Source organism: Psychrobacillus psychrodurans (assembly GCF_050209195.1).
GTDB classification, from domain to species: domain Bacteria; phylum Bacillota; class Bacilli; order Bacillales_A; family Planococcaceae; genus Psychrobacillus; species Psychrobacillus psychrodurans.
Genome location: NZ_CP189791.1, coordinates 3,057,695 through 3,078,635, shown reverse-complemented (window position 1 = coordinate 3,078,635; position 20,941 = coordinate 3,057,695). Strand labels below are relative to the sequence as shown.

Annotated in this window: 15 protein-coding genes, 18 tRNA genes, 3 rRNA genes and 1 other annotated feature; of the genes, 30 read left to right on the top strand and 6 right to left on the bottom strand. The window is 40.3% G+C overall.

What is annotated here, in order from left to right:
• Positions 1-25: 25 nt before the first annotated feature.
• From ACQCPR_RS15235 to ACQCPR_RS15225, 3 genes are all read left to right on the top strand, one after another.
• Entirely contained in the window at positions 26-499 is a 474-nt protein-coding gene (locus ACQCPR_RS15235) for a GNAT family protein (RefSeq protein WP_340930504.1), read from the top strand.
• 181 nt (positions 500-680) lie between these two features.
• Positions 681-1,079 (top strand): hypothetical protein, encoded by a 399-nt coding sequence (locus tag ACQCPR_RS15230; protein ID WP_427137439.1) that lies wholly within the window; start codon positions 681-683, stop codon positions 1,077-1,079.
• 146 nt (positions 1,080-1,225) lie between these two features.
• Positions 1,226-1,801, top strand: a complete 576-nt coding sequence (locus ACQCPR_RS15225; protein WP_427137438.1) for a histidine phosphatase family protein — start codon at positions 1,226-1,228, stop codon at positions 1,799-1,801.
• Between the two features lie 454 nt (positions 1,802-2,255).
• On the opposite strand, the gene ACQCPR_RS15220 is transcribed toward ACQCPR_RS15225, so the two are convergent.
• The 4 genes from ACQCPR_RS15220 to ACQCPR_RS15205 all read right to left on the bottom strand — a co-directional run bounded on the left by ACQCPR_RS15220 (position 2,256) and on the right by ACQCPR_RS15205 (position 6,751).
• Complete coding sequence (locus ACQCPR_RS15220) at positions 2,256-3,719, bottom strand: carbon starvation CstA family protein (protein ID WP_340930501.1); 1,464 nt, start codon at positions 3,717-3,719, stop codon at positions 2,256-2,258.
• Positions 3,720-3,852: 133 nt separating this feature from the next.
• A complete protein-coding gene (locus ACQCPR_RS15215; protein ID WP_427137437.1) occupies positions 3,853-4,569 on the bottom strand; it encodes a LytR/AlgR family response regulator transcription factor in 717 nt (238 codons plus the stop codon).
• The gene (locus tag ACQCPR_RS15210) at positions 4,566-6,323 is read right to left on the bottom strand and encodes a LytS/YhcK type 5TM receptor domain-containing protein (protein ID WP_093495051.1); all 1,758 of its coding nucleotides are present in this window, start codon (positions 6,321-6,323) and stop codon (positions 4,566-4,568) included. The genes ACQCPR_RS15215 and ACQCPR_RS15210 overlap by 4 nt, the downstream gene beginning before the upstream one ends.
• A gap of 83 nt (positions 6,324-6,406) precedes the next feature.
• A complete protein-coding gene (locus tag ACQCPR_RS15205) occupies positions 6,407-6,751 on the bottom strand; it encodes a YgzB family protein (protein ID WP_093495050.1) in 345 nt (114 codons plus the stop codon).
• A gap of 133 nt (positions 6,752-6,884) precedes the next feature.
• Here ACQCPR_RS15205 and ACQCPR_RS15200 point away from each other — a divergent pair, with 133 nt between their 5' ends.
• The 26 genes from ACQCPR_RS15200 (at position 6,885) to ACQCPR_RS15075 (ending at position 17,445) form a co-directional block, all read left to right on the top strand.
• Complete coding sequence (locus tag ACQCPR_RS15200) at positions 6,885-7,751, top strand: nucleotidyltransferase-like protein (RefSeq protein ID WP_427137436.1); 867 nt, start codon at positions 6,885-6,887, stop codon at positions 7,749-7,751.
• A 470-nt stretch (positions 7,752-8,221) separates the two neighbouring features.
• Positions 8,222-9,776, top strand: a 16S ribosomal RNA gene (locus ACQCPR_RS15195).
• A gap of 98 nt (positions 9,777-9,874) precedes the next feature.
• A tRNA-Ile gene (locus ACQCPR_RS15190) sits at positions 9,875-9,951 on the top strand.
• A 16-nt stretch (positions 9,952-9,967) separates the two neighbouring features.
• Positions 9,968-10,043: transfer RNA gene (locus tag ACQCPR_RS15185), tRNA-Ala, on the top strand.
• A 154-nt stretch (positions 10,044-10,197) separates the two neighbouring features.
• A 23S ribosomal RNA gene (locus tag ACQCPR_RS15180) occupies positions 10,198-13,126 on the top strand.
• Between the two features lie 117 nt (positions 13,127-13,243).
• Positions 13,244-13,359: ribosomal RNA gene (gene rrf / locus ACQCPR_RS15175) — 5S ribosomal RNA — on the top strand.
• The 16S, 23S and 5S rRNA genes sit together here with 18 tRNA genes alongside, the layout of an rRNA operon.
• A gap of 8 nt (positions 13,360-13,367) precedes the next feature.
• Positions 13,368-13,442, top strand: a tRNA-Asn gene (locus ACQCPR_RS15170).
• 5 nt (positions 13,443-13,447) lie between these two features.
• Positions 13,448-13,539, top strand: a tRNA-Ser gene (locus ACQCPR_RS15165).
• A gap of 24 nt (positions 13,540-13,563) precedes the next feature.
• Positions 13,564-13,638: transfer RNA gene (locus ACQCPR_RS15160), tRNA-Glu, on the top strand.
• Between the two features lie 170 nt (positions 13,639-13,808).
• Positions 13,809-13,884 (top strand) — tRNA-Val (locus ACQCPR_RS15155).
• Positions 13,885-13,920: 36 nt separating this feature from the next.
• Positions 13,921-13,995: transfer RNA gene (locus ACQCPR_RS15150), tRNA-Met, on the top strand.
• A gap of 3 nt (positions 13,996-13,998) precedes the next feature.
• Positions 13,999-14,074, top strand: a tRNA-Asp gene (locus ACQCPR_RS15145).
• 137 nt (positions 14,075-14,211) lie between these two features.
• A tRNA-Phe gene (locus tag ACQCPR_RS15140) sits at positions 14,212-14,287 on the top strand.
• Positions 14,288-14,296: 9 nt separating this feature from the next.
• Positions 14,297-14,372 (top strand) — tRNA-Thr (locus tag ACQCPR_RS15135).
• 7 nt (positions 14,373-14,379) lie between these two features.
• Positions 14,380-14,463, top strand: a tRNA-Tyr gene (locus ACQCPR_RS15130).
• Positions 14,464-14,473: 10 nt separating this feature from the next.
• Positions 14,474-14,547, top strand: a tRNA-Trp gene (locus ACQCPR_RS15125).
• 25 nt (positions 14,548-14,572) lie between these two features.
• Positions 14,573-14,648, top strand: a tRNA-His gene (locus ACQCPR_RS15120).
• A gap of 34 nt (positions 14,649-14,682) precedes the next feature.
• A tRNA-His gene (locus ACQCPR_RS15115) sits at positions 14,683-14,758 on the top strand.
• Position 14,759: 1 nt separating this feature from the next.
• Positions 14,760-14,831 (top strand) — tRNA-Gln (locus tag ACQCPR_RS15110).
• Positions 14,832-14,837: 6 nt separating this feature from the next.
• Positions 14,838-14,912 (top strand) — tRNA-Gly (locus ACQCPR_RS15105).
• 12 nt (positions 14,913-14,924) lie between these two features.
• A tRNA-Cys gene (locus ACQCPR_RS15100) sits at positions 14,925-14,998 on the top strand.
• 35 nt (positions 14,999-15,033) lie between these two features.
• Positions 15,034-15,116: transfer RNA gene (locus ACQCPR_RS15095), tRNA-Leu, on the top strand.
• Between the two features lie 284 nt (positions 15,117-15,400).
• Entirely contained in the window at positions 15,401-15,853 is a 453-nt protein-coding gene (locus ACQCPR_RS15090; RefSeq protein WP_269921889.1) for an SRPBCC family protein, read from the top strand.
• Positions 15,854-16,074: 221 nt separating this feature from the next.
• The gene (locus tag ACQCPR_RS15085) at positions 16,075-16,470 is read left to right on the top strand and encodes a VOC family protein (protein ID WP_093496437.1); all 396 of its coding nucleotides are present in this window, start codon (positions 16,075-16,077) and stop codon (positions 16,468-16,470) included.
• A gap of 140 nt (positions 16,471-16,610) precedes the next feature.
• Positions 16,611-16,991: a DUF1801 domain-containing protein gene (locus tag ACQCPR_RS15080; RefSeq protein ID WP_427137435.1), complete on the top strand. Its 381-nt coding sequence runs from the start codon at positions 16,611-16,613 to the stop codon at positions 16,989-16,991.
• Positions 16,984-17,445, top strand: coding sequence for an SRPBCC family protein (locus ACQCPR_RS15075; protein WP_427137434.1), 462 nt, complete (start codon positions 16,984-16,986; stop codon positions 17,443-17,445). Before ACQCPR_RS15080 ends, ACQCPR_RS15075 begins: the two co-directional genes overlap by 8 nt.
• Before the next feature lie 141 nt (positions 17,446-17,586).
• Here ACQCPR_RS15075 and ACQCPR_RS15070 read toward each other — a convergent pair whose 3' ends face one another.
• Positions 17,587-17,958: a VOC family protein gene (locus ACQCPR_RS15070; protein WP_427137433.1), complete on the bottom strand. Its 372-nt coding sequence runs from the start codon at positions 17,956-17,958 to the stop codon at positions 17,587-17,589.
• A 141-nt stretch (positions 17,959-18,099) separates the two neighbouring features.
• Complete coding sequence (locus ACQCPR_RS15065) at positions 18,100-18,879, bottom strand: alpha/beta fold hydrolase (protein WP_427137432.1); 780 nt, start codon at positions 18,877-18,879, stop codon at positions 18,100-18,102.
• A 226-nt stretch (positions 18,880-19,105) separates the two neighbouring features.
• Positions 19,106-19,323 (top strand) — a binding site (T-box leader).
• A gap of 170 nt (positions 19,324-19,493) precedes the next feature.
• Between ACQCPR_RS15065 and proS the strand changes: the two genes are divergently transcribed.
• Complete coding sequence (gene proS / locus ACQCPR_RS15060) at positions 19,494-20,933, top strand: proline--tRNA ligase (RefSeq protein ID WP_427137431.1); 1,440 nt, start codon at positions 19,494-19,496, stop codon at positions 20,931-20,933.
• Positions 20,934-20,941 lie beyond the last annotated feature (8 nt).

Sequence of the window (20,941 nt, the reverse complement as noted above, 5' to 3'; positions counted from 1 at the left end):
AAATATTGATACTAGGGAGATAATTATGGGATATAAGTTTGAAATTATGACACAGGAACAAGCGGAAGAAATTGCATTTAATTGGCACTATGATGCTGAATACTCTTTTTACGATATGGTGGAAGATAAAGAAGATTTAGTTGAGTTCTTAGACCCACAAAAACGAGGTGAATCAAATTTCATTGTTACTAAAGACAATGATATTATAGGTTTCTTTAGCTTTACTAAAGTAGCTATAAATACTATTGATATAGGGTTAGGGTTGAGACCAAATCTAGTTGGTAAGGGAAACGGAATGAGATTTTTAAAAGCAGGGATAGATTTTGCTGAATTAATATATAAGCCCCAAAAAATAACGCTATCAGTAGCAACTTTCAATCAGAGGGCAATAAAAGTTTATAGAAGAATTGGATTTGAAGAAGTTGATACTTATATGCAGGATACAAACGGAGATATTTTTGAATTTTTGAAAATGGTTTATCAATGCAAAATTAGATAGTAGGTTTTATTCAACTAACTGGAGCTTTGCTTCTTGGTTGGGTAAAGCCTTTTTTCTTATTGAACTATAGAAGCAAGTAAGTTGAACAAAGCAGTTTAGTTCAATAAGAGGTATTATTATACAACTGTCGAATTAGTTGTTACGTAGGGACAATTTAGTCCGCATTTGAGGGGGAGTTATGTTGAGAAAAATACTTCTTTTGCTATTTTCAATGATTTTACTTGCAGCTTGTTCAAATCAAGAAACTATTAAAGCTACTGGTGAGGGAAATTTATGGAATGCACATCTAATATACGAAATAACCGATACTCATCTTTTAGATAGAGGAGGAATTGAATATACAGGTGATGAGGAACTTCTATATGTCACTTATTCGGTAGTTACTGATGAAGGTGGACGTACTGGTGAAGTTGAGCCTCAAGAAGAACAAACAGCAATATCCTTTGGAATGAGCGGAGGGAATAATCCCCCGGCTACTAAAGATGAAGCAATTATATCGTTAAACCATGCTAATATTGAAATTACTTGGCGAACTATTACAGGTGAATATGAAGAACAAATTAACCTTAAAGTAAATTAGTACTGACGAAACTTTTATTGACATACTCGGTCTTCCACTATGTGTTTGCAATAGATTGAGGGAGAGTGAAATCCTATCCCTTTTTTATTTTCCAAGAAGTTATCAAGGTATTAGTATAGAAATCACTGATTATTAAGGGGTTCGTTATGGAGATTTCTTTAATTAGACATGGTAAATCACAATTGATTGAAAATGACAAAATAATTTTTGCAGAGTTTAAAAAGTGGGTTGAAAAATATGACTTTAACGGAGTATTTGAAGAAACAATATATCCCAAAGTGACAATTGAAAAAGTAGCAACTGCAAAGGTTGTAGTTACAAGTGACTTAAAAAGGTCTATTATCTCAGCAAGCTTATTAAAACCAAAAACAAAAACAATTTCCGATCCTTTATTTCGCGAAACAGAATTACCTACTCTCGCTAATCCAACAATATTATTTAATGTAAAATTAAACCCAAATAACTGGGCAGTCATTTTAAGACTACTATGGTTTAGTGGCTATTCTAATGAATGCGAGTCTTTTAGCAAGGCGAAATTGAGAGCAAAGAAGGCTTCACAACAATTAATTGAATATGCCAATGAACATGAATCAGTAGTTTTAGTTGGTCATGGTTTTTTTAATATGTTAATCGCCAAGGAATTGCAAAAAATGGGTTGGAAAGGCAAAAGAAAAGCCGGTGCAAAGCACTGGAATTGTACAACATATTTTGCGTTGAACTAAAGTGGGGTTTCACTGCATTAAGAAGAGACTCTTATGTGATAACGGTACATTTTAGTTAATGAGCTACAAATGAAATTTTATAAATTTATATAGGAAATTAATTAATAATTGGAACTTATATATGTGTTGAACGTATAAAAGTAAATTGATAGGTAAATGAAAAATAAGGAGTTGATAATCCTTGATATTTTACGCAGAAGTCCTACGTTCAATTTCAATAGCAATACTTATGATTAGTTCTTCTTTCTATCTTCGGCATTTGGTAAAGACCAAAAAACAACGAAAACTTTCAGTCTTTGAATTTACAATGTACACAACCATTCAGATTGCATATATCTTCTTTGCAATTAGTTTATTGATTACTGTATTCGTTAAGTGATCGGGAACTATAGAAAAAGTTGTATAGGTATAAAAAAAGTTGGTCGCATGATTTCTACGACCAACCTTATAGTTCTTATTTTGCAGGTTGCGTTCCAAGTCCGTCATCTAAAACAATAGGCTTGAATCCACTTTCTGCTGCGTCAAGTTTACGTTTAAGTCCCCAGAAGAATCCAATAATGATTATTACGGTTACTACTATAGCTGCAATATAAGAAGTTTGCATCGATAAGTTAAACCCAATTTTCGCATTGAAGATATACGTAAATGTCGCCATTGTGATGAAAGTTGCAGGTATTGCTGCAATCCAGAAATTTTTCTTTTGGAGTGCTAGGTACATTGCGCCAACCCAAAGTGCAATTGCTGCTGTGGATTGGTTAGCCCAAGAAAAGTATCTCCATAGGATTGTAAAATCTACTTGTGTAAGTGCAATCGAAATGACAAACATAGGTATCGCTATAACGAAACGTTTTGATACTTTCTTCTGTGCCATCCCGATATAATCTGCAATGATCATACGGGCACTGCGGAAGGCAGTATCTCCGGAAGTGATCGGCAGAACAACAACTCCTAATACAGCAATTGTTCCAACTACAGCTCCAAGAGTTGTTACAGATACTTCTTTAACAATACCAGCAGTACCTACTGTATTTAGTAATGTATTTAAATCTTGACCATTGAAAATTGACATTGCAGCTGCTGCCCAAATCATAGCAATTATTGCTTCTGCAATCATCATTCCGTAGAAAATATAACGTCCTTGAGACTCTCCTTGTGTTGTACGAGAAATTATTGGTGATTGTGTTGCATGGAATCCCGATAATGCTCCACAAGAAATAGTTAGGAACAACAATGGGAAAATAGGTAAGTTATCTGGATGCATATTTTGGAATGATAGTTCTGGAATAGTATATCCTTGAATCAATAAAGCTGCTCCGATACCTACAGCACTGATTAGTAGAAGTGCTCCGAAGATTGGATATAAACGTCCGATAATCTTATCAACTGGTAATATAGTTGCTAAGATGTAATAAGCGAAAATAATAATAATCCAAACACCGACGGACATCCAACCTTTCGTCAAGTCGCCTAGAAGTGCTGCTGGAGAAGAGACGAAAACTGTACCAACTAAAACTAATAGTAAAAGTGCGAAAACGTTTACAACATGTTTGAAAGCTTTTCCTAAAAACTTCCCAGCAAGATCGGGTAAATGTGCCCCTTTGTTACGTAAGGAAATCATTCCTGTTAAATAATCATGAACTGCCCCTGCAAATATAGCACCGAGAACAATCCAGAGAAAAGCGATTGGTCCGTATAGTGCACCCATAATTGGACCGAAGATAGGACCAACTCCAGCTATATTTAATAACTGGATAAGTGAGTTTTTGTTTTTAGACATTGGAACGTAATCGACACCATCGGCAAGTGTATAAGCAGGTGTTTTACGTTCTTCCTTCACACCAAAAACCTTTTCTACGTATTTACCGTACGTGAAGTAAGCTACTATTAACAACACGATGGAAACTAAAAAAGTAATCATTGTCTTCCTCCTAAACTAATTAGTGTTTACAATTATCAGTCTATTTTAAAAACTCATGTAATAGTTAATTTAGGTGTGAGATGTTAAATTATCCGTTTAAGATGTATAAATATCACCTTTACATGTTGTGTTCCTACATTTCTAGCAGCTCCCTTAATTCCTTGACATAATTTCTGCTTAAAGGAATTTGTTCTGAAATCCCGTTTACACGAACATGATAGATACTTGAACTCCATGTGGAAACCTCCACAATTTGATGAACATTTACTAAAAAGCTTTTATGTGTTCGGAAAAAGTGGTGATTTGATAGTTTTTCCTCTAACTCCTTTAATGTATATTTGGAGGTAAATTCTCTTTTTGCGGTTCGAATAACCGTTTCTCGGTCATTACGCGAAATATACAAGATAGAACTAGGTTCTATATAAATAATACGGTCATCTTCGTGTACTGCGAGTTTAAGTATTACAGAGGGTGATACGGATGTTTTTGTAGTTGAATGAATTCGAGTCATCGTCTCCTTTAACCGTTTTTCCTCAAATGGTTTTAATAAATAGTCAAATGCATTTGTCTCAAAAGCATCAAGTGCATAATTTGGAAACGCTGTTGCGAATATAATTATAGGAGGTTTTTTCATTTGCTTCGTAATCCTAGCAAATTCTATACCGTTCATCCCAGTCATTTCTATATCGACAAACACAATATCTGGTTCATATTTAGCCACAAGGAGTAGTCCGCCTTCAGCAGAGTCTGCTTCAGCAATTATTTCTATTTCTTTATAAGTAGAAAGTAAGAAAGCTAGTTCTTCACGGCTAAATCGTTCATCATCAATAATAATTGTTTTATAAGTCATGAAGTTCTTTTCACCCCTTGTTCGTCATCTTTTGGGATAAAGAAGTAAATCTCTGTCCCGTTATCACTGCTTTTAATTGTAAGTCCTTCTGAGCGGTGAATCATTTTTTTGAGTCTTTGATGCAAGTTATAGAGACCAATTCCTGTACCATTTTCAGATTCTACCTTATCACTTAGGAGGGTGGATCTTCTAGATTCATTCATCCCCTTGCCATTGTCTACTACGGAAATATGGATGTAATACTGTTCATCTCTAATAGTGATTTGAATTAAACCATCTTTTTTAATCTTTTGTAGTCCATGCTTAAACGAGTTCTGTACCAAAGTAAGAATAGCCATCGGAGGAATTGAGTATCTGAGAGTGTTTGAATCAATGGAATATTTCACTTGAATCCGATCACCAAATCTTGCTTCTTCTATTAATAGATATGACTTGATGAGTTCGACTTCTTCTTTTAGTGTAACCAAACCAGCTGTTGAGCTTTCTACGTTCTGCCGTATGTAATTTGCAAGTGAAATTAATAAGCTACGTGCACGATCAGGATTGGTGCGTATTAGAGAAACGATTGTGTTCATTGCATTGAACAGGAAATGGGGATTAACCTGTGCCTGTAATGCTCGTATTTCAGCTTCTTTTGCAAGTTCCTGTAATTGATCTAGTTCAGATAATTCTAATTGGTGGCCGAACATGCTTGTTAATCCTTGGACAAGCTCTATTAAGGAAGGAGTCAGCAAATTCTCGTTATGTACATAAATTTTTAATGTAGCCACTGTTCTATTTTTAATCTTAATAGGGGCAATTATTGCAGCACCCAAAGAACAATTGGGATGATTACATAAAATTTCATTTTTCCCTATAGATAGCATGTGACCTGATTGTATAACTTGTCTCGTTGATTCGGTTTGAATAGGACTTCCAGAGCTATGATGATTACTTTCCATACCGACATGAGCCAAGATGGTATCCTTATTTGTCATAGAAACTGCAAGAGATGCAGTTTTGGAATAGATTAACTCACATACTTTTTCAGCCGACTGGAAAGTTAAACCTCCTCTAAGATGATCTAATGTCGTTTCAGCAATTTGTAAAGCTTTTTGAGCGCCATTAGCCTCCGTTCTTTCGTCATCCTTTAAGACACTTCTTATTATAAGAATGAAAAGAGCAGAGCCAATGCCATTTGTTACAATCATAGGGACCATTATTTCTTTTACTAAAATAACGGCTTGAGAGTATGGATCGGCGACTAACAAAATGACAATCATTTGAATAGTTTCTGTTGCTGTACCAACTATTAGGGCAGTCCAAGGCGAGAGGAGAGTTTGTTTACGCAGCTTAGTTCCGATTAGACCTGCTATTAAACCAGCGAGAATGGTTGCAACTCCACATGCAACCGCTGTAAAACCACCGAGAAAGAAGCGATGCACCCCAGCAATTACTCCCGCTCCAAAACCAATTCGGAACCCCCCCAGTAAACCACCAACAACCACTCCGAGAACGCGAGAATTAGCAATAGCCTCTTCATTATTTAAAGCTCTAGACCAGCGATCTTCCGTATTTTCAAATGGATTTACAATAATTCCAGTATAAGTGCCTATGATTCCGAATAATCCGAATATTAATGTGAGAACTATTCTCTGTTTTGTAGACATTTGCGTATGATAATCAAATAACTTTCGGAAAAACTTAAATCTCGTTAAGAGAAAAGCGATTGTCGCAATAATAGCTAAGCGCTCAATCAAAGAAACGATTAACAAATAATCGACCTCCTTTTATATTAAGTTTATTCTATACTAATAAGAGCATATAAAAAACACTTTGCAAAAAGCAAAGTGCTAAGTTATCTTTTTTTATTCAATGCTTCATCAAATTCTTTTCCTTCAAGATTCGGGTCTAGCGTTAATGGTTCTTTACAGTACATGCACATGTCTACTCTACCTAAAACTTTAGTATGTTTGCCGCAGTTAGGACATACAACTGGTACTGCTTTCGTAGATAATAATCCTATCCATCCATAGACTGCAGTACTTGCTAATATAGATAGTAAACCTAGTGTCACGAAGATGGTAACTAGTATGCCATTATCTTTAAAGAATATTGCACCATACATTATGATAAAACCAAAGAATATAAGTCCGAGTGCAAAGGAACGTATACGATTTATTTTGTTTTTATAGGGTTTCATTTTTCAACCTCCTAATTTCTACATACACTATATCATATTTTAGTATAAAGTTATGTTTAGAAACAATTATAGAAGGAAATCTAGAAAAGTTGTCGAAAATTTATAAGAAGAAGGAAATAAAGGAGGCTTCATTTTGGAAGCATTACTGAGACCGATTTATCAAGAAAGAGCTAGTGAACCTAATACGCTAGGTATTATTTTAGTAGAGAAAAGGGCAGAATTTAGCCCTATTACTGATATGTTTGATTCTATTTTATTTATCATAACGAAAGACTCATCTGTACCTGTATTCACAAAGCATTACACGTATGGAGATAAAAAAACTGCACTACATATAATAACAGAGAAGCAGCTAAGAAAGTGGCTACTATTGGGGGCTAATCCGAAGATGGTGGATTGGTTGATCAATGGTCGTGTGGTATTTGATCGAAATGAATATGTGGAAAGTTTGAAGCAAGAGTTATATGTGTTCCCGATAAATGGTAGAAAAGCTCGTATGGGTATTGAGTTTGCTAAATTAACAAGAAGATACTTAGAAGGTAAATTATTTTTTGAACAACATAACTATTTGGATGCTTATAATCATATGGTAGATTCTTTACATCATTTGGCTCGCCTTGCTGTTTTTGAAAATGGTATGCATCCAGAGGTGATGGTATGGAAGCAAGTAAAGCAATTAGATCCTTCTATTTATAAATTGTACGATGAGTTAATCTCAAGTGAGGAAGCTTTAGAAAAAAGGTTAGAACTTCTATTCCTAGCAAGTGATTTCTTAATCCATTCCCGAACAAAGGATGGAGCACAGCACATTGTAGAAGTATTAGGATTAAAAGAGTTTTGGACTATCCAAGAAATTCATGAGCAAGAAGAACTTAAAAACTACTCTGTAGATTTAGAGGTTTTCATCGAGTTTCTAATAGATAAAGGATATATTTTAATTGAAAAACAACAAACAAAAAGTAATGAAATCATGCACAGATACTACAAAGTAAGGATGTAGAAACAACACATAAAAACGGACAATTAAATTTGTTCGTTTTTATTGTTGACATATGATTTTATTCCGTGCTATTATAATAAGCGTCGTCAAAAGCAATACAAACTATTTCAAGTAAATAGAACGAAAAAGTTTTTGAAAAAACTTCTTGACACTTGGTTGATACGGTGGTAAATTAGAGAAGTCGCAAAAAACGACAAAGCAAATTGAACATTGAAAACTGAACATGCAAAACGTTAAGAAATATAGCTTATCAACTAACTTTGTTAGTCTGATAGCAAAACAATTTTGACATCATTAAATGATGATGCCAGCAAAACAAAATGAGCTTTTAAACTAGTTCTATTCGCTGGATGACGAGACGTAGTGCAGTGCGAGGAAGCAATCGAGAGAGGGAAGGAGCGTACTAACGTACGTGACTGACCGAACGAGTGAAGCTGACAAAGCGATGCGCTGCGTAACGTCATCCAGATCTTATGGAGAGTTTGATCCTGGCTCAGGACGAACGCTGGCGGCATGCCTAATACATGCAAGTCGAGCGAATGACGAAGAAGCTTGCTTCTTCTGATTTAGCGGCGGACGGGTGAGTAACACGTGGGCAACCTGCCCTGTAGATTGGGATAACTCCGGGAAACCGGGGCTAATACCGAATAATCCATTTCCTCACATGGGGAGATGTTAAAAGACGGCATCTCGCTGTCACTACAGGATGGGCCCGCGGCGCATTAGCTAGTTGGTGAGGTAACGGCTCACCAAGGCGACGATGCGTAGCCGACCTGAGAGGGTGATCGGCCACACTGGGACTGAGACACGGCCCAGACTCCTACGGGAGGCAGCAGTAGGGAATCTTCCACAATGGACGAAAGTCTGATGGAGCAATGCCGCGTGAGTGAAGAAGGTTTTCGGATCGTAAAACTCTGTTGTGAGGGAAGAACAAGTACGAGAGTAACTGCTCGTACCTTGACGGTACCTCATTAGAAAGCCACGGCTAACTACGTGCCAGCAGCCGCGGTAATACGTAGGTGGCAAGCGTTGTCCGGAATTATTGGGCGTAAAGCGCGCGCAGGCGGTCCTTTAAGTCTGATGTGAAATCCCACGGCTCAACCGTGGAAGGTCATTGGAAACTGGGGGACTTGAGTACAGAAGAGGAAAGCGGAATTCCAAGTGTAGCGGTGAAATGCGTAGAGATTTGGAGGAACACCAGTGGCGAAGGCGGCTTTCTGGTCTGTAACTGACGCTGAGGCGCGAAAGCGTGGGGAGCAAACAGGATTAGATACCCTGGTAGTCCACGCCGTAAACGATGAGTGCTAAGTGTTAGGGGGTTTCCGCCCCTTAGTGCTGCAGCTAACGCATTAAGCACTCCGCCTGGGGAGTACGGTCGCAAGACTGAAACTCAAAGGAATTGACGGGGGCCCGCACAAGCGGTGGAGCATGTGGTTTAATTCGAAGCAACGCGAAGAACCTTACCAGGTCTTGACATCCCGCTGACCGGCCTAGAGATAGACTTTTCCCTTCGGGGACAGCGGTGACAGGTGGTGCATGGTTGTCGTCAGCTCGTGTCGTGAGATGTTGGGTTAAGTCCCGCAACGAGCGCAACCCTTGATCTTAGTTGCCAGCATTCAGTTGGGCACTCTAAGGTGACTGCCGGTGATAAACCGGAGGAAGGTGGGGATGACGTCAAATCATCATGCCCCTTATGACCTGGGCTACACACGTGCTACAATGGACGGTACAGAGGGTCGCAACCCCGCGAGGGTGAGCAAATCCCATAAAACCGTTCTCAGTTCGGATTGTAGGCTGCAACTCGCCTACATGAAGCCGGAATCGCTAGTAATCGTGGATCAGCATGCCACGGTGAATACGTTCCCGGGCCTTGTACACACCGCCCGTCACACCACGAGAGTTTGTAACACCCGAAGTCGGTGGGGTAACCCTTACGGGAGCCAGCCGCCGAAGGTGGGACAGATGATTGGGGTGAAGTCGTAACAAGGTAGCCGTATCGGAAGGTGCGGCTGGATCACCTCCTTTCTAAGGATAATATCGGAATACGAATTTTTATTCGTATCTTAACGTTTTGCAGTTCAGTTTTGAATGTTCATATTATATTATATATGGAAATTCAAAGAGGGCCTATAGCTCAGCTGGTTAGAGCGCACGCCTGATAAGCGTGAGGTCGATGGTTCGAGTCCATTTAGGCCCACCATACCTTTTTAAATTTCGGGGCCTTAGCTCAGCTGGGAGAGCGCCTGCCTTGCACGCAGGAGGTCAGCGGTTCGATCCCGCTAGGCTCCACCAAATTTTCTTATTTGCTCCTGCGATTATTCGTCGCGAAGGAACAAAACCTTTGTTCTTTGAAAACTGGATAAAACGACATTGAAACAATAAACAACAAGAAATTCAAGTTGTGATTATTTACGTAATCATAACGTGTAAGACTTTTTAACTTTTAGGTTAAGTTAATAAGGGCGCACGGTGAATGCCTTGGCACTAGGAGTCGACGAAGGACGGCACTAACACCGATATGCTTCGGGGAGCTGTAAGTGAGCTTTGATCCGGAGATTTCCGAATGGGGAAACCCACTGTTCGTAATGGAGCAGTACATTTGCGTGAATACATAGCGCATCTGAGACACACCCAGGGAACTGAAACATCTAAGTACCTGGAGGAAGAGAAAGAAAAATCGATTCCCTGAGTAGCGGCGAGCGAAACGGGAATAGCCCAAACCAAGAGGCTTGCCTCTTGGGGTTGTAGGACACTCTACATAGAGTTACAAAGGAATGAGTTAGACGAAGCGATCTGGAAAGGTCCGCAGGATAGGGTAAAAGCCCCGTAGTCCAAAATTCATTCTCTCTTGAGTGTATCCTGAGTACGGCGGAACACGTGAAATTCCGTCGGAATCCGGGAGGACCATCTCCCAAGGCTAAATACTACCTAGTGACCGATAGTGAACCAGTACCGTGAGGGAAAGGTGAAAAGCACCCCGGAAGGGGAGTGAAATAGATCCTGAAACCGTGTGCCTACAAGTAGTTAGAGCCCGTTAATGGGTGATAGCGTGCCTTTTGTAGAATGAACCGGCGAGTTACGATTACATGCAAGGTTAAGTTGAGAAGACGGAGCCGCAGCGAAAGCGAGTCTGAATAGGGCGAATGAGTATGTGGTCGTAGACCCGAAACCAGGTGATCTACCCATGTCCAGGATGAAGGTAAGGTAACACTTACTGGAGGTCCGAACCCACGCACGTTGAAAAGTGCGGGGATGAGGTGTGGGTAGCGGAGAAATTCCAATCGAACCTGGAGATAGCTGGTTCTCTCCGAAATAGCTTTAGGGCTAGCCTCAAACGTTAGAATCTTGGAGGTAGAGCACTGTTTGGACTAGGGGCCCATCCCGGGTTACCGAATTCAGACAAACTCCGAATGCCAATGATTTATGTTTGGGAGTCAGACTGCGAGTGATAAGATCCGTAGTCAAGAGGGAAACAGCCCAGACCACCAGCTAAGGTCCCAAAGTATTTGTTAAGTGGAAAAGGATGTGGCGTTGCTTAGACAACCAGGATGTTGGCTTAGAAGCAGCCATCATTTAAAGAGTGCGTAATAGCTCACTGGTCGAGTGACGCTGCGCCGAAAATGTATCGGGGCTAAACAAATCACCGAAGCTGTGGATTGATACCTTTGGTATCAGTGGTAGGAGAGCGTTCTAAGGGCGTTGAAGTCAGACCGGAAGGACTGGTGGAGCGCTTAGAAGTGAGAATGCCGGTATGAGTAGCGAAAGACGGGTGAGAATCCCGTCCACCGTATGACTAAGGTTTCCTGAGGAAGGCTCGTCCGCTCAGGGTTAGTCGGGACCTAAGCCGAGGCCGATAGGCGTAGGCGATGGATAACAGGTTGATATTCCTGTACCACCAAACCACCGTTTGAGTAATGGGGGGACGCAGAAGGATAGGGTAAGCATGCTGTTGGTTATGCATGTCCAAGCAGTAAGGTGTGAATGTAGGCAAATCCGCATTCTGTAACATTGAGCTGTGATGGCGAGGACGTATGTCCGGAGTTCCTGATTTCACACTGCCAAGAAAAGCCTCTAGCGAGGTGATAGGTGCCCGTACCGCAAACCGACACAGGTAGTCGAGGAGAGAATCCTAAGGTGAGCGAGAGAACTCTCGTTAAGGAACTCGGCAAAATGACCCCGTAACTTCGGGAGAAGGGGTGCTCTTTTGGGTGCATAGCCTAGAAGAGCCGCAGTGAATAGGCCCAGGCGACTGTTTAGCAAAAACACAGGTCTCTGCAAAACCGTAAGGTGAAGTATAGGGGCTGACGCCTGCCCGGTGCTGGAAGGTTAAGAGGAGTGCTTAGCGCAAGCGAAGGTGCGAATTGAAGCCCCAGTAAACGGCGGCCGTAACTATAACGGTCCTAAGGTAGCGAAATTCCTTGTCGGGTAAGTTCCGACCCGCACGAAAGGCGTAACGATCTGGGCACTGTCTCAACGAGAGACTCGGTGAAATTATAGTACCTGTGAAGATGCAGGTTACCCGCGACAGGACGGAAAGACCCCGTGGAGCTTTACTATAGCTTGATATTGAATTTTGGTGCAACTTGTACAGGATAGGCAGGAGCCTTAGAGCCCGGAGCGCCAGCTTCGGAGGAGGCGTCGGTGGGATACTGCCCTGGTTGTATTGAAATTCTAACCCATACCCGTAACCCGGGTAGGAGACAGTGTCAGGCGGGTAGTTTGACTGGGGCGGTCGCCTCCTAAAGTGTAACGGAGGCGCCCAAAGGTTCCCTCAGAATGGTTGGAAATCATTCGAAGAGTGTAAAGGCAGAAGGGAGCTTGACTGCGAGACCTACAAGTCGAGCAGGGTCGAAAGACGGGCTTAGTGATCCGGTGGTTCCGCATGGAAGGGCCATCGCTCAACGGATAAAAGCTACCCCGGGGATAACAGGCTTATCTCCCCCAAGAGTCCACATCGACGGGGAGGTTTGGCACCTCGATGTCGGCTCATCGCATCCTGGGGCTGTAGTCGGTCCCAAGGGTTGGGCTGTTCGCCCATTAAAGCGGTACGCGAGCTGGGTTCAGAACGTCGTGAGACAGTTCGGTCCCTATCCGTCGTGGGCGTAGGAAATTTGAGAGGAGCTGTCCTTAGTACGAGAGGACCGGGATGGACACACCGCTGGTGTACCAGTTGTTCTGCCAAGAGCATCGCTGGGTAGCTATGTGTGGACGGGATAAGTGCTGAAAGCATCTAAGCACGAAGCCCCCCTCAAGATGAGATTTCCCATTACGCAAGTAAGTAAGATCCCTCAAAGACGATGAGGTAGATAGGTTCGGGGTGGAAGCGTGGCGACACGTGCAGCTGACGAATACTAATCGATCGAGGACTTAACCAAATTTGTTTAACGTAACAATGTCGTTTATCCAGTTTTGAGAGTACAAAAAAGTATAAAAAAAGCTTGAATTAATTTCTAGTTTTGTTATAATAAATATTGTCTTTCAAATTAATAATGTCTAGTGATGATGGCGAAGAGGTCACACCCGTTCCCTTACCGAACACGGAAGTTAAGCTCTTCAGCGCCGATGGTAGTTGGGGGTCTCCCCCTGTGAGAGTAGGACGTCGCTAGGCTGTATTATTCCGAAGTAGCTCAGTGGTAGAGCAATCGACTGTTAATCGATCGGTCGTAGGTTCGAGTCCTACCTTCGGAGCCATTTTAGGAGAGCTGTCCGAGTGGCCGAAGGAGCACGATTGGAAATCGTGTAGGCGGGTTAAACTGTCTCAAGGGTTCAAATCCCTTGCTCTCCGCCAGATAAGTTTTCTACATAAAAGTATGGCCCCTTGGTCAAGCGGTTAAGACACCGCCCTTTCACGGCGGTAACACGGGTTCGAATCCCGTAGGGGTCACCATTTATTTCAATTTAGTTGACAAAGAGATGCGAAGCTTATCTTATGTAAAATTAGGAGAAGCGAGTAGATCAAGGAAGCAATTGAGAGAATGAAGGAGCGTACTAATGTACGTGACTGATTGAACGAATGAAGCTGAAGCAGAGATGCGAAGCTTATCGTAATTTTACCCAGGAGGATTAGCTCAGCTGGGAGAGCATCTGCCTTACAAGCAGAGGGTCGGCGGTTCGAGCCCGTCATCCTCCACCATTTCTTCAAGAAATAAATTAGTATGCATTCTATTGTCGCGGGGTGGAGCAGTGGTAGCTCGTCGGGCTCATAACCCGAAGGTCGCAGGTTCAAATCCTGTCCCCGCAACCAAATGGTCCCGTGGTGTAGCGGTTAACATGCCTGCCTGTCACGCAGGAGATCGCCGGTTCGATCCCGGTCGGGACCGCCATTTATTTTATTTGAGATTTGAGATAAGCAAGAAGATCGAGGAAGCGATTGAGTGATGGAAGGAGCGTACTAAAGTACGTGACTGACTGAACAAATGAAGCTGACAAAGAGATTCGCAGCTTAGCACAAAACGAAGTAGGCTCAGTAGCTCAGTCGGTAGAGCAAAGGACTGAAAATCCTTGTGTCGGCGGTTCGATTCCGTCCTGAGCCACCATATTTATACGCCGGAATAGCTCAATTGGTAGAGCAACTGACTTGTAATCAGTAGGTTGAGGGTTCAAGTCCTTTTTCCGGCACCACTATACTGGTGGGGTAGCGAAGTGGCTAAACGCGGCGGACTGTAAATCCGCTCCTTCGGGTTCGGCGGTTCGAATCCGTCCCCCACCACCAGTTTTTATTTAGGGGCATAGTTTAACGGTAGAATAGAGGTCTCCAAAACCTTTGATGTGGGTTCGATTCCTACTGCCCCTGCCAAATTATAAGTTAACTTTGAATAATGGCGGTTGTGGCGAAGTGGTTAACGCACCGGATTGTGATTCCGGCATTCGTGGGTTCAATTCCCATCAGTCGCCCCATATTCCTTAGTAGTTAGCTCTTTTTTTATTTGTGGCGGTCGTGGCGAAGTGGTTAACGCATCGGATTGTGATTCCGACACTCGGGGGTTCAATTCCCCTCGTCCGCCCCATTGGGGTATAGCCAAGCGGTAAGGCAATGGATTTTGATTCCATCATGCCCTGGTTCGAATCCAGGTACCCCAGTTTTTTGCGGAAGTAGTTCAGTGGTAGAACACCACCTTGCCAAGGTGGGGGTCGCGAGTTCGAACCTCGTCTTCCGCTCCATTACTTAATTATGGCGGCATAGCCAAGTGGTAAGGCACAGGTCTGCAACACCTTTATCACCGGTTCAAATCCGGTTGCCGCCTCCAATTTTTATAATAACTGCCTAGTAGTATTTTATTTTGCCGGTGTGGCGGAATTGGCAGACGCGCGGGACTCAAAATCCCGTATCCTCTGGATGTGTCGGTTCGACCCCGACCACCGGTATTATTATGTGTTTTACGTCAATATACGTAAAATTAAAGACACCCATTAACACTGTTAGATCAGCGTTAATGGGTGTCTTTTGTTGTAGAGAGAAAAAGAGAGATTTTGAACTAATTTTGCACAATAATCTAAAATCACCTAGTCCTAAAAGGAATTTATGGGAAGGTTAAGTTGAATATAAATTTCTATTACTGTCCCATATTTCTGGAGGCTCTATTAAGACGATAGCAATATGGTAATCATAGTATGATATACTTTAGTAAACATTTTGGAGGGCTATCCGCTTGAGTACTAACTTTGAAGTGAAAAGAACTACCCACCTTTCTAAGCAACAAGTATATGATGGTTTGATTGATCTGGATGCTGCTAATTACTGGATGCAGGGCCTTGTAGGTATTGAACGATTGGATGTTGGACTAATGCAAGTGGGCAGTGAGTGGAAGGAATCAAGAAAGATGTTTGGACAAGTGGCTACGGAACATTTTGAAGTTGTTGAACTCAATGAGCCAGATAAAATTGTTCTTCGCTGTGATGGTAAGAAAGGAACAACTGGTAAAGGAGAATATATTTTTACCTATAAAGTAACTTCATCTGATAACCTTACGGAGATAAAGTTAATCGGAGAAATAAAAGGTCTCACAGGCATAACCAAACTTTTTGGTAAAATGATGGCTGGCACCTTTAAAAAAGCTTCTGCAAAGGATTTAGACGCATTGATAGCATTTTTAGAGAGATAATTAGTAGCAGCAGTCTTAATATGTTTTAGTGATCCTAGTTATAAAATCTGTTAACAGTCATGTAGATATTCTTCAAGTCAATTTAGATTGAAAATTTAACTAGTAAGCACTATATGGAATTGATTTAATTTTCAATCTTTATTACAATGATGAAGAAGGTTTGCGAGTTTTTAATGGTACAAGCTATTTAAATCTAAAATGAATCAAATTGGGGGAGAAATATGGGGAGATTAGTTCATTTTGAAATTCATGTGGATGACATGGACCGTGCAAAGAAGTTTTATGGAGAAATATTTGGGTGGACATTTGAAGACTGGACTGATTATGCGGGGCTTCCTTATTTTGGGGCTATTACTGGCGATGCAAGCCAGCCTGGTATTGATGGAGCTTTAATGAAACGTCAAACACCTCCACCAGGACAACATCAGCCTATGAATGGCTTCTCTTGTACATTGGGCGTGGAAGATTACGATTCTACAGAAACTAAAATACTTGAGTATGGTGGACAGGTGGCAATGCCAAAGTATGCTCTGCCTGGAATGGCTTGGCAGGGATATTATTCTGATACTGAGGGTAACGTTTTTGGGATTCATCAGCCTGATAAGAATGCAAAGTAAATTCTATAAAGTAAGGTAGCTTATTCCTGCGTTTGAGATTTCTCTGATCTCGAACGCATTTTTAAATTTTAAAAAGATTATTGTATGGATAAACATATCATGGCAAAAGTTATATAGTAGAATAGTGAAGGTGATACATAGTGGATAAACTAAACAGAACAATTCTAGATGTAGATACATTTATTCTGTATTTACCAGATGATATTCAGAACATTACAAAGATTTTAAGAGAATTAATTTTAGCTGCTTCACCTGCTCTTGTAGAAGAATATAAATGGTCGATGCCTAACTATTCATATAAAGGGTTAGTTTGTTACCTACAAACAGCTAAAAAGCATGTTAATTTAGGTTTTCATAAAGGAAATGAACTTGTAGAAAAAGACATAAATAATTTATTACAGGGTTCGGGTAAAACAATGAGACATATTAGAATTACAAAAATGGATGATATCCAATCAGAAACTTTTATCTCTCTTATTCAAACTGCTATTACCTTAAATGAAGGAGAATTTAATGACTAATTTTGATGAATTATCAACTGTGAGTGTAGGAATGCTAATAAGAAAGCCAGTGCAGGAGGTATTCGAAGCTTTTATTGATCCAACTATTACGACAAAATTTTGGTTTACAAAGAGTAGCGGGAGATTAGAAAAAGGAAGATGTATTCGTTGGGAATGGGAGATGTACGGAGTTTCAGCTGAGCTCGATGTGAAGGAAATTGAACAAAACAAGCGGATTCTTATCCAATTTGATGATGAAACAACTGCTGAATGGCTATTTACCCAAAGAGAATCAGAAGGAACATTTGTCGAAATTAAAAATTATGGCTTCAAGGGTAATCTAACTGAAATAGCAAATCAAGTAATAGATTCAACCGGTGGCTATACAATTGTTCTTTGTGGCCTTAAAGCATTGCTGGAGCATAATATAAAGTTAAATTTAGTCGCTGATAAGTTTCCAGATGCAAACGTGTAAAATGATGAAAGTAAAAGCAGGCTCTTCTATAGGAGCCTGCTTTTCATAATTTGAACAAATGAACCACATTGCATTTCTTAGTACCTGTCTCAAAAGAGTAAAGCACTTTTTGGTTAGGTTTGGAGGCCATTAATATAAAATTTATCTATGTTGATCTAGAAGAATCTGATTGCCATCTGGATCTTCGATTGTAAAATGTGCAGGACCAACTGTAGTTTCATCAGCTTCGGTCTGAATTTTTATTCCTTTTTGTTTAAGCTGATTTTGAAGTTCACGAACGTCAGTGAAAGATTCTAGGTTTTCCGCGTTGCTATTCCACCCTGGATTAAAGGTTAAAATATTTTTTTCAAACATTCCTTGAAATAAACCGATAATGGTATCTTCATTTTTCATAATTAACCAATTTTGAGTAATCTCCCCTCCAAGAGTTTGAAAACCAAGTTTTTCATAAAAATCTTTTGAAGCATTAATATCTTTAACATTTAAACTTAAAGAAAATACACCTAGTTTCATGTTTCTCCACCTTTCACATTTAATAACTGAAAATTATATCAATTATAAGTATAGAGTAGTCTAATAATATTTACTATAACAAAAAGGTTCACAAGATAGCTTAGTAAGCTTTCCTGTGAACTTATTTCTTATAAAGCTTATCTATCCGACAAACTGTTTTATAAGTTCGTTAAACTTTAATCGTTCTTCCCAGAAAAGCCCATGGCCACTGTAATGAAAGGGGACGAGATGTGAATTTTTTATTGTTTGATTTAGTATTTGAGCTTGTTCATATGGGATCACCTTATCATGTACTCCATGAACGATTAATGTAGGGACTGATATTTTGGGGAGATCTGCATTGAGGTTTTCATCCCTCAAGGTGTTGTTGATTGCTGCGGTAGACCACCCTGCTGCTTGTAATCCTAACCCAGTAAACCAATTAGAGAATGGAGCTGTAATATATTGAAAGAAAAAAGTATCTGTTACTCCTTGCATCATTTTGGGGCGGTCATTTAATGCTTCTGTAAGTAGAGTATTCGCAGTTTCCTTTGTAAATCCAGTGGGAGCCGCGGCATCTATTAAAATTAGTTTTGACACACCAAAAGCATGGCGAGCAGTATAGCGTATAGCGATTGCTCCTCCAGTCGAATGGCCGATTAGTGTAAAATTATCTAGTTGGAGCGTTCGGACTACGGCGTGAATGTCATCTGCTAGTCTGTCGTAATTGTAGCCATTCATAGGTTTATCTGATTTTCCAAATCCTCTCCAGTCTATACCAATGCAGCGGTATCCCATTTGAGGTAAGGCATCAAATTGATATTCAAATTGTTCATGACTTAATGGCCAACCATGTAAAAATACAATTGTCTTGCTTGCACTTGGATTAATATCCTCGACAAATAAGTTTACTCCTTGCTCAACGTTTACAAAGTATCCCACATTAATTCCTCCATAAAAATAGAATTACTAGTATAAGATACTCAAAAGGAAACATATGAGTGAATAGCAAGATGTGTTCTACAAACACAAGTTGCACAAGAAGAATCGCAAGCTGTAGTCCTTTAATCACAAGTCTACTGTCTCACCTTTTTATATAAAATAGAAAATTATTGGCATTCCTTAATCCACATTGTATTAAAGTAGGTTATTTGGTATATTATTAGTAATACAATCTGCGAAGTGACCAAGTAGATGAGAATTGTGAAACAGAAAGTATAGCAAACGCTGAGAGCTATATCACCACTTCTTGTTGAAACCTATCACGGAGATGTTATGCAAACATAACCGATTCGTTTTCGTTACCAAACGTTTAGAGGGCTTAAAAATTTTTTTGAGCTAAACTAAGGTGGTACCACGTCTATTCAGCACAGAGACGTCCTTTTACGAGGATGTCCCTGTGCTTTTTTAATTCAATTTAGCAGTTGGAATTACTCCGCTAATCGAATTAAAATATCTAGCGGGTGATACAGACATTGAAATGGGTAGTACACATTTCAATGTCTGTACGGATTAAGCCGTGGTGTAATGGATTGACTTAAATAGGAGGAATTTAGATGACAAATCAGCAACAAAATGATTTTACAAAATGGTATATCGACACAATTCAGAAAGCAGATTTAATGGATTACACTCCAGTTCGTGGATGTATTGCCTTTAAACCAGATGGCTTTGAAATTTGGGAGCATATTCAAGATGAAATGAACAGACGTTTTAAAGAAACAGGACATCGTAATGCCTATTTCCCTATGCTAATTCCTGAATCCTTTTTTCAAAAGGAGAAGGACCATATTGAAGGATTTGCTCCAGAGCTTCCATGGGTAACGGAAGCAGCAGGTGAGAAATTGGAAGAACGTTTAGCGTTACGTCCAACATCAGAAACGATGATTGGTCATTTGTATTCAGATTGGATTAAGAGTTATCGTGATCTGCCAGTGCTTATCAACCAATGGGCAAACGTGTTCCGTTGGGAAAAGAAAACTCTTCCATTCATTCGTACTTCTGAATTTTTATGGCAAGAGGGGCATACAGCTCATGTAGATGAAGAAGAAGCACGTAACGAAACAATGCAAATGCTTAATATATACAAAGAGGTTGTAGAGGAGCTTTTAGCTATTCCGGTATATGATGGTCAGAAAACACCTTCCGAACGTTTTGCAGGAGCTGTAGATACATATTCTATCGAAGCTATGATGAAAGATGGTAAAGCTGTTCAAGCTGGAACATCTCATTACCTTGGGACAAAGTTTGCGGAAGCATTTGATATCAAATATTTAAACAAAGAAAACAAACATCAGCATGTGCATACAACATCTTGGGGTACATCAACTCGATTAATCGGTTCGGTTATTATGGTACATGGTGACGAGCAAGGGCTTGTATTACCTCCACGTGTTGCACCAACTCAAGTAGTACTAATTCCTGTTGGTCCTTGGAAGAAAAATCCAACGATAATGGAAAAATTAGATGAGCTTTACGCAGCGTTAAAAGCAAAAGGTATTCGTGTACGTCTTGACGATTCAGACCAATCTCCTGGATATAAATTCAACGAGTGGGAGCTTAAAGGTGTACCAGTTCGTATTGAGTTAGGGCCTCGTGATTTGGAAAACAATCAAGCGTTAATAAAAGTACGTGATGAAGCTGAAAAAGTTTCTGTGGAGCTAGCAACGGCTGTTGAATGTATTGAAGGTGCGCTAACAACAATGCAAACACGCTTACTTGATAAAGCTCGTGCATTCCGTGATGAGAACTCCCATACAAATGTAGATTCCCTAGAGCAGTTAAAGCAACATCTTACGGATTCAACAGAAAAAGGAGAAATTCCTGGATGGATTCTTGCAGGATGGTGCGGAGATGACGCTTGTGAAGAGAATGTGAAGAATGAAACGAAATTTACGACACGTAATATACCATTCAATCCACCAGCAGAAAAAGCAACATGTATCAACTGTGGAAAGGATTCTAAACATACGGTATGGTTCGGTCGTGCCTATTAATAATTAGA